This window comes from Candidatus Magasanikbacteria bacterium RIFOXYB2_FULL_38_10, from assembly GCA_001783145.1.
Taxonomy (GTDB): domain Bacteria; phylum Patescibacteriota; class Patescibacteriia; order Magasanikbacterales; family UBA10003; genus GWC2-40-17.
Genome location: MFQT01000001.1, coordinates 17,648 through 26,674 on the forward strand (window position 1 = coordinate 17,648; position 9,027 = coordinate 26,674).

Consider the following 9,027-nt stretch of genomic DNA (forward strand, 5'->3'; position numbering starts at 1 on the left):
TGCTTCTACCAAGAATGTTTTCTACTATGCCGCTGATGGAAAGCGCTATACTTTCCCTACACAGGATGTTGCTTTTTCTTGGTTAAAAGATTGGACAACGGTAAAAACCATCTCTGATGCTCAATTAGGTGGTATTACCATTGGTGGTACCGTGGCTTATCGCCCTGGTACTCAATTAGTTAAGATTCAAACCGATCCTAAAGTGTATGCCGTTGAAGCCAATGGTTCACTTCGCTGGATCGAGACAGCAAGTATTGCGCAAGCTCTTTGGGGAACAAATTGGGGAGCTCGTCTTCGCGATGTTGACCCATCAATTTTTCCTTATGTCTACAAAATTAGCGCCGCTTCAGTAAACACCACCACTTATCCTGTTGGTTCTTTAGTGAAGATGGGTGCTGATTATTACTATATCAATGCCGCCGCCAGCAAACAGAAAGTGACTGCCGAAGGTTTGACAGCCAATGGTTTTCAAACCAAATTCGCCGCCACTGCCACTGATTTGTCTGCTTACACCACTGGCGCTGATTTAGTTGCTAAGGATGCCAATTTAACAACCGTAGCCGGTACTACTGTTGTCGGAGGTACAACTCCAGTAACACCAGTTACCGCCGGTTCTTTAACAGTGGCTTTAGCCTCTGATACACCAGCTAGCGGTTCATTGATTGTCAGTGACACTGCTTCTGATTCTTCAGACAGCTCTGGTCGCACACCAATGGCTAGATTTAATTTCACTGCTTCAGCTGATGGCGCAGTTAAAGTAAAAACCATCAAAATGAAACAGATTGGCGTTAGCGCGAATAACGATATTGCCACTCTTTACATTTATGATGGCGATACTTTCATTGCCCAGCACAGCGCTTTGAGCGAGAAAGTATTTACTTTCAATGCCAGCGCCGGATTGTTTACAGTTCCAGCCGGAACCACCAAAACAATCACTGTCAGAGCCGATATGTCGGATAACCTAAATTCAGGCCCGACTATTGGTATGCAGATTGCCGCCGCCGCCGATGTGGTGATTGATGGCACCGGTACTGTTGGTATGTCTGCTCCTTTGTCCGGTAATTTGTTCACTTACATTGCCGTTTCTGATAATGGCTATGCTCAAATTACCAACATTGCTCCGAGCGGCGACAACACTGTTAATCCAGGCACCAACAACTTCTCTGTTTGGTCATTGCAGATTCAAGGTGGCGACCAAATCTTAAAGTTGAATCGCGTTAAATTCTCCGAAGCCGGTTCTGTAGCCAAAGCTGATTTAGCCAACTTTAAACTTTATGAAGGGGGCGTTCAGATTGGTTCTGCTATTGCCAGCATGGCCGATGATTTAACAGTTGAATTTAAAGACCTCAACTTTACCATTGGCAAAGGTTTGGCCAAGACTTTGGAACTTCGCGCTGATGTAGTGTCCGGCTCCAGCCGCACCTTCCGTTTCATGGTCCAAAATATCTATGATATTGATATCTTGGATACTTCTTACGGCAACTTGGTGCAACCTGATAATGCCACAGAAGCTACTTGGGCTGTGCGCTATCAAGGCAATGCCTCAACTTATGAAACCACTATCAACGCTGGTACATTGACTGTTTCTTTGAATTCAACAACTCCAACTGGCAATATTGCCCAAGGTGCTACCCAGGTGGAAATTGCTAAATATGATTTCAAAGCGGTTGGTGAAGATGTTAAAGTGACTGATGTCTACTTTAAAACAGACAGCACCGGTAATGAAGTAGGTCTTGATAATGTTGCTATGTTTGTTGATGGCTCGCAAATTGGCGTTACTGCCGATTTAGCCGCTGATAATACTGCCGTACAATGGACTTTTGGCAGCTCCTTTATCATTCCAGCCACTCAAACCAAGACTTTGGTGATTAAAGCTGACGTAAAGAACGCGGCCAGCACCAATTTAACTGCCGGTTCTGTTGTCACTCCTACCTTAAACAGCACTGCTGGTAATGCCACTACTCAAACATCTTTAACTGCCATTAGTTTGGCCAGTTCCTTAGATGCCAGCGCCTTGACAGTTTCTTCCGGCGCTTTATCAGTAGCTCAAAATAATTCATTGCCAGATGGCACTTCCGCCAACCCTAACGGTATTACTAACGAAGCTGATGTTAAAATCGCTTCCTATAAAATTACCGCTGGTGCGGCTGAAGGCGTCACTGTCAATCAATTGGTTATTAAGGATGATGGCGCTGGTACTTATCAATTAGGTGATGTTTTCTACAATTTAGTCGCCAAGATAAATGGCGTACAAGTTGGTGAGACTCAAGCTAATTTGGATAGTGCTGGTGAAGATGGTTCTTATACCCTCACTGTTTCTCCTTCCGTGGAAATCACCGCTGGCCAAAGCGCCACCGTTGATATTTATGCTTCTGTCCTTTCCGGTCAAAGCATAACCACAGCCGAAGCGGTGTTGGATTTGGATTCTGTCACTTACTATAAGAAAGTAAGCCAGACTTCTGCTACTTATGATACAGATCAAGTGAACCAAGCTGTTTATATCGCCGCTAATGGTACTTTATCTGTCACCTTGGCTTCTGATAATCCAGCGTCACAAATTGTGACTATGGGTATGGCTAGCACTGATCGTGTTGGCTTAGGCAAATTCTCCTTAACAGCTACCACTGAAGATGTTAAGCTTGAATCCCTTATTATCTTTGATCAGATGACAGTTCAGGGTGCCACTTCTGCTCAAGCCACTTCTACTATGACCAACTTTGGATTGTACACCGATGGTGCTACTGCTCCGTTGAATAGTTTGGAAGTGAACTTGACTGCTACTGCTACCCCAAATACCAATTCAGGTTATGCTGTCTTCAATTTGAATCCTGTTTTGGTTATTCCTAAGGGTACAACTGTCAATTTAACTGTTAAAGCCCAACCTAACACCTATTTGAATTCTTCAGCCGGTGTGACTCATGCTCTTAGATTGGAAAACGCCGCCCAAAGCTTGAACAGCCAGACCAGATCTATTCTGGCTCGCGGTGCCAAGTCTAACGTGGCTATCAATGTTCCATCAACAGATGTGACTGCCAACACCATGGTGTTATATCGCACGAAGCCTTCTATCACCTCAGCTGCGGCTTCCACTAAATTGTCAAGCGGCTCCACAGTTACTTTGGCCAACTTTAATGTAACAGCTTCTCCTACCCAGGCCTCTTTGAAGAAGCTTACATTTAATGTGTCTATCTCTGATACAACAACCACAACAGGTATTCTCACCTTGGATGATTTTGCTTTCTACAAGGATGATGTCCTGTTGAACCCAGCTTCCGAAGTCTATATTTTTGACGGCTCCAGCACAGCAGCTGCCCGTGAATTAGACACGACTGGCACAGGTTGTATGACCACTGATTCATTTGACCTTGGTTGTGCGGCTACTAACGTTCCTGTAACTGGCACGGGCACTGTCATCGTGGTTTTTGCCACTGAAGTGAAAGTTCCAGTTTCTGGCGCCAACTTTAAGTTGAAAGCCAGAGTGCAGAATGTTTCCGGTGTTTCTACCGATGGTGATGCCGTCACTACTGAGTTAGTCAATGACGACTCTTTAGCGTCTGGCGGTACTGCCGTCACTACCAATTACAATATGTACTATCTTGATGCTTTGCCGGGAGCTTTCTACGGCGGCACAGCTGGTGGATATGGTATTGGTCTAAATTCGGCCGCTGCCGGAGCTGGTACAGCCTATGAAGGTAACTTCATTTGGTCTGATGAGTCACAAGGTTCTTCTCACGCTTATGCAACCTTGTCTGGCGCAGCAGGTTCTGTGGCTACTGCTTATGCTTCCAGCGAAACCCAGGAATGGACAGCTGGTTATCGTGTAGGCAGCCTCAACACAGGTATTTCTTGGACCGCTCAAAAATAATTGAAACTCTGATTTAGAAAAAAAGACCCCTGATTTTCAGGGGTCTTTTGATTTTTGTTTTTTTTTGGTAAGATTGAAGATAAGATTACAATGTTTATCTTTGAGATGGGTATTTCTAATTTTTTTGCAGACGAGGGCGATAAGTCCGCAACGCAAAAAAATTAGAAATACCCATCTTTCAATCATTTAACAATATGTCCAAATTTGATCAATATATTTTAAAACTTCTAAAAGCCGGCCTGTATTTAAGCCTAATCGCCCCGCTTTTAATGTTTTCTTCTTTAATGTATCCTTTTGTCACTTCCAAGATTTTCTTTTTTAGGATTTTGATTGAAATTTTGACCGGAGTTTATTTTTATCTGGCCTATAAGTATAAAGAATTGCGTCCTAAAATTAATTTTTTGTTTTTTAGTTTGTTGGGTTATTCCCTTATTTTGCTTATTAGCGCCTTTTTTGGCGTTGACTTTAATTTGAGTTTTTGGGGCGACTTGGAAAGAATGGGGGGAATTTTTACCTGGCTCCATTTTATTGTCTATTTTATTATTTTAATCTCGGTTTTTAAAACAGAAAAAGAGTGGATAAATTATATTATTGCTACAGTGGGAATAAGTTTTGTGGCAACCATTTATGGCTTGGCACAAAAATTTAATTGGTGGGGCGTTTATAACGCCGGAACCGGCCGCATAGATTCCACCACCGGCAATCCTTCTTTTTTGGCAGCTTATTTAATTTTTCATTTCTTTTTTTCTTTTTTTCTTTTTTTGAAAATCAAAAAAAATATTTGGCGTGTGGCGCTGGGCGGTTTAATGATTTTGCAAATTTTATCCGTAATTTATACCGGAACCCGCGGCGCTTATTTGGGAATAGCGGCGGGTTTTTTTATTTTTGTTTTTTTAAATATTATTTTGTCAAATAATCGCCGTCTCAGTATTGTCTTGGGAAGTTTAACAATTTTATTTTTAGGTTTTTATTTGATTTTATTTTTAAATAGCGCCGCGGTGGTTAAAAAAATACCTTCTTTGTACAGGGCTTTTGACGTTTCTTTGAGCGATCCAACGGTTAATACCCGTTTTTTAGCTTGGGAAGCGGCTTGGCAAGGTTTTAAGGATCGTCCTGTTTTGGGAGTGGGGCTGGAAAATTTTGCCATAATTTTTGATAAATATTTTTCTCCTTCTTTTTACACTTTTACCCCTACACAGACTTATTTTGATCGTCCGCATAATGTTGTTTTTGAACATTTGTCAACCGTGGGAATGCTGGGATTGTTAAGTTATTTATTGATTTTTGGGGCTACTTTATTTTATTTGGTTAAGAGCTTGAAAAAAGGGTTTCTTTCCCATTTGCTTTTTAGCGGCTTTGTCAGTTTGCTGGTGGCTTATTTTATCCAGAATCTTTTTGTTTTTGATAGCCTTAATTCCTATCTGCCGTTTTTTTTGGTTTTGGGATTGACAGAATTTTTGTCAGTTCCGCCATCATTTGGAGAAGCTCCGTCTATAGAGCCTAAAAAAGATTTGAATAAAAACAACCTTTGGCCGGTTTTTGTTTTTGCGGCTGTTATTTTGTATCTTATTTATTCTTTTAATATAGAACCCATTTTGGCTGTCCGCCAGGTTAAAAAGGCCGAATATCTGGTTCAGAAGCAAGCCGATTTAGCCGGTGGCGTGGAATATTATAAAAAGGCTTTAAATTATAAAACGCCCTTAGATAGAGATATTAGAACCATGTTGGTAACAGCCGTCGGGCTAAACATTGTTCGCCAGGCGCCTAATTTATCCAAAGAGGATATTAATGATTTTTTCGATCTATCTATTGGCGAAATGAAAAAAAATTTAGCTTATAACCCACAAGATAATTTTTTTAATTTAAAATTGGGTGAGTTGTATAATTTATGGTCTGATTATAATAAAAAAGAGCCGCAGGAGGCGGAATTTTATTTAAATGAGGCCATTAAGGCCAGCCCCGGCAGATTAACGGGCTATTACGTATTAAGTCAAAGTAAATTATTGAGGAAAAATTTTGATGAAGCAATTAGTATAGCGCGAAAAGCTATAGAAATGAATCCTATGTTTAGCCATGGTTATTGGCATTTGGCCAAGGCTTATTATGTGGCAGATAAAGACACCGAAGCTATTAAAGAAATTAAAGCCGCTCTTTTATTGGGATATAATTTTACCGATATTAAAGATATAGAGGAATTGATCAATAGGTATTATGAAAGAGGGGAATATCGCATGATTATTACTTTGCTTCACCAAGCCATTAGTTTAAAATCCGGTGAACCTTTATATTACGGCCGTTTGGCTATGGCTTACGCCGCAATTGACGATAAAGAAAATGCCCAAAAATATATTCAGCGGGTTTTAGATTTGGATTCCGGTTATGCCGCTGAAGTGCAATTATTTTTGGAAAAATTAGGAAAAGGGGAGTTGAAGAAATAAAGGTGAGGCGGGAGTTATCCACAGATAGTGATTTTTAAGAATAATTGTGATATAATATAAACAATGAAAAGTATGTTTTTTTGGGCAAAGAAAAAAGATACAAAAGTTTTTGTAATTTTGTCTTTAATTTTAATTTTATTGATTGTTTTGTTGTTAGTTGTCAGTTGGTTTGTTTTTGATATTTATAGAAATCAGAACAGAAAGTTAAATCAACCAGCGTTTGAAAATAAAAATTTAAATACCAAAGAAGAATTTTTGGACTTATCCAATAAAGATCCGGAAGTTGGGGGCATAGTGGAAAAGGTCTCGCGGCATATTCTTTTGCCGGCTACACAGTTTACCGTGGCTACTGTAAAAGACGCGTCCAGCTTATTAAAAGAAAATCCGGTGCTTTACCAGTATTTAAAAAACGGCCAAAAAGTTTTGCTGTATGATACCGGAGCAATTGTTTACGATCAGGAAGTGGATAAAATAGTGGATATAATTCAGTTTTACGCCGCGCGGCAAGAAAAATTTTTTAATAAATAATTCAATCAAAAAGAATAAAAGTCGTGTCTCTTTGATTGATAAATAGTAATTTAAACTAATTAACTTTTTCCTTTTATGAGAAAAATTTTAGGTCTAAAAACAAGACAAGCAAAGAAACTGGTTGTTTGTTTTGTTTTTATGTTGGTTTTTCTTCCTCTTTCTGTTTCCGGCGCTACAACAGTGGGTAACGACGTTTCTGTCGGTGGGACTTTAGGGGTCACCGGTGCCACCACCCTTACCGGCGCTTTGGTAGCCAATGGCGCCGTAACTTTGGGCAACGCGGCTTCGGATTTAGTCACCCTGGGCGGCTATTTTGATGTAATGACTGTTGGTGATGGGACCACCACCTCAACTTTGGGTCAGGATTATCTTAAGGTTGCTACTGGACCGGATGATGCATTGGGTTTGTTTTATGTGGATTCTTCCGGTAATGTTTCCGCCTCTGGCACTCTGGCTGTAATTGGCGCCACCACTTTAACCGGCGCTTTAACTGCTAATGGTAACGTGACATTGGGCAACGCGGCTTCGGATTTGGTCACCCTGGGCGGTTATTTTAATGTAATGACTGTTGGAAACTTGACTTCAACCTCTACTTTAACCCAAAATACTTTGGCAGTAGGCGCTGTTGCGGCAGATGTTTTGGGTAAGTTTTATGTAGATTCTTCCGGTAATGTTTCCGCCTCGGGCACGCTGGCTGTAGTTGGTGCCACCACCCTTACCGGCGCTTTGGTAGCCAATGGCGCCGTGACATTGGGCAACGCGGTGACTGATAATGTTACTGTTAACGGTTATGTAGTCAGCGATTTAATCATCTATAACGCTACAGGCAAGCAGATAGACATTGGTGATGGAACAACCACCTCCACTTTTGAAAAGGATAATTTAACTTTAGGTTATACAGCCGGTTATGAACTTGGTACGTTTGACGTGACTAATACCGGTGATGTTTCCGCTTCCGGGACTTTTAAATTTACCGCGGCTACCAATGCAACCAGCACTTTGTTGATTGATGCTACCGGTGGAACGGGTAAAGGAAGCTGTTTCGTGTTAAAAGATGTGGCCGGTACAACCAAATATCTGACTATACTTACCGGCAATACTGTGGATATTAGCACAGTTGATTGTCGCAACTAAAAAAGACTCAATATAAAATAGTTTAATTTAATTTTATGAAGAAAATAGTTTCTAAGAGTCTTTTCTTCGCGCTGTTTTTTGGTCTAATGTTGGGATTGGCCGGTGTTATTAGAGCCGCTAATGATATAACTACCACATCCGGTGCTTCTTTGGTTTTGCCGTCTGACAGTTCAAGTTATACTTTAAGTACAGATACCACCGTTCAATCTTTTACGGTTAATAATTCCAGTTTTGATTTTGTAGTAGAAGCCAGCTCAATTATTAACATTAGTTCGGCTGATCTTAAAGATTTTTCGGTTTCTAATAGTGGTCAGTGCAATACCACTCAAACTTGTGGATCCAGCGTTTCCAGCGTTTATATAAATTGTCCGTCTAATTCCGCCCAGCATACCATTACTATCACGCCAAGCGGGACTTGCTCCGCTCCTTCTGGAGGTGGTGGCGGAGGTGGCGGAGGAGGATACGTTACTCCTGCCACGCCAGCAGTTCCTGCCACTCCGGCCGTGCCCACAGTGACTCCAGCCGTTCCAGCTACTCCGGCCATACCAGCCAGTCTTTCTGCTCTCTCCGTTGCCGTATCCGTTGGTGATGTTGTCAAAGGTTCATTAACCAAAGATGTCTTCTATATCGCTACGGATGGCAAACGTTATACCTTTCCCAACCAAGATGTTTATTTCTCTTGGCATAAAGATTGGACAATAGTAAAAACTCTTCCTGATGCAGACCTGGCTCTTCTTGCTGTTGGAGGAACTGTCACTTATCGTCCCGGTACTCAATTAGTTAAGATTCAGACCGATCCCAAAGTATACGCTGTTGAAGCCGGAGGTATATTACGTTGGATTGAGACAGCCAATATTGCCAAAGCCCTTTGGGGTAATGACTGGGGTAAGAGAGTCCGCGATGTTGATCCAGCAATCTTCCCTTATATTTACAAAATCAGTTCTTCCTCAATAAACACCGCTGCTTATCCGGTTGGCTCCTTGGTAAAAATGGGATCTGATTACTACTTAATTGGCTCCGGTATGACCAAACAGAAAGTGACTGCCCCAGGTTTAGAAGCCA

At 41.3% G+C, this 9,027-nt stretch carries 3 protein-coding genes and 2 pseudogenes (1 of these 5 running past the window's edge); all 5 read left to right on the forward strand.

The genetic code is table 11. The features are described from left to right. Positions 1-3,865 (forward strand): annotated as a pseudogene (locus A2294_03345) (hypothetical protein) (it extends 128 nt beyond the left edge of the window). Between the two features lie 194 nt (positions 3,866-4,059). Then, positions 4,060-6,303 (forward strand): hypothetical protein, encoded by a 2,244-nt coding sequence (locus A2294_03350; protein ID OGH86206.1) that lies wholly within the window; start codon positions 4,060-4,062, stop codon positions 6,301-6,303. Between the two features lie 72 nt (positions 6,304-6,375). Further along, complete coding sequence (locus A2294_03355) at positions 6,376-6,831, forward strand: hypothetical protein (GenBank protein OGH86207.1); 456 nt, start codon at positions 6,376-6,378, stop codon at positions 6,829-6,831. Between the two features lie 75 nt (positions 6,832-6,906). Beyond that, positions 6,907-7,965, forward strand: coding sequence for a hypothetical protein (locus A2294_03360; GenBank protein OGH86208.1), 1,059 nt, complete (start codon positions 6,907-6,909; stop codon positions 7,963-7,965). Positions 7,966-8,000: 35 nt separating this feature from the next. After that, positions 8,001-9,027 (forward strand): annotated as a pseudogene (locus A2294_03365) (hypothetical protein).

Excerpts from the sequence above, each read along its gene's own strand:
- A2294_03350 (OGH86206.1), top strand. The coding sequence starts at position 4,060 with ATGTCCAAATTTGATCAATATATTTTAAAACTTCTAAAAGCCGGCCTG.
- A2294_03360 (OGH86208.1), top strand. The coding sequence starts at position 6,907 with ATGAGAAAAATTTTAGGTCTAAAAACAAGACAAGCAAAGAAACTGGTT.
- A2294_03355 (OGH86207.1), top strand. The coding sequence starts at position 6,376 with ATGTTTTTTTGGGCAAAGAAAAAAGATACAAAAGTTTTTGTAATTTTG.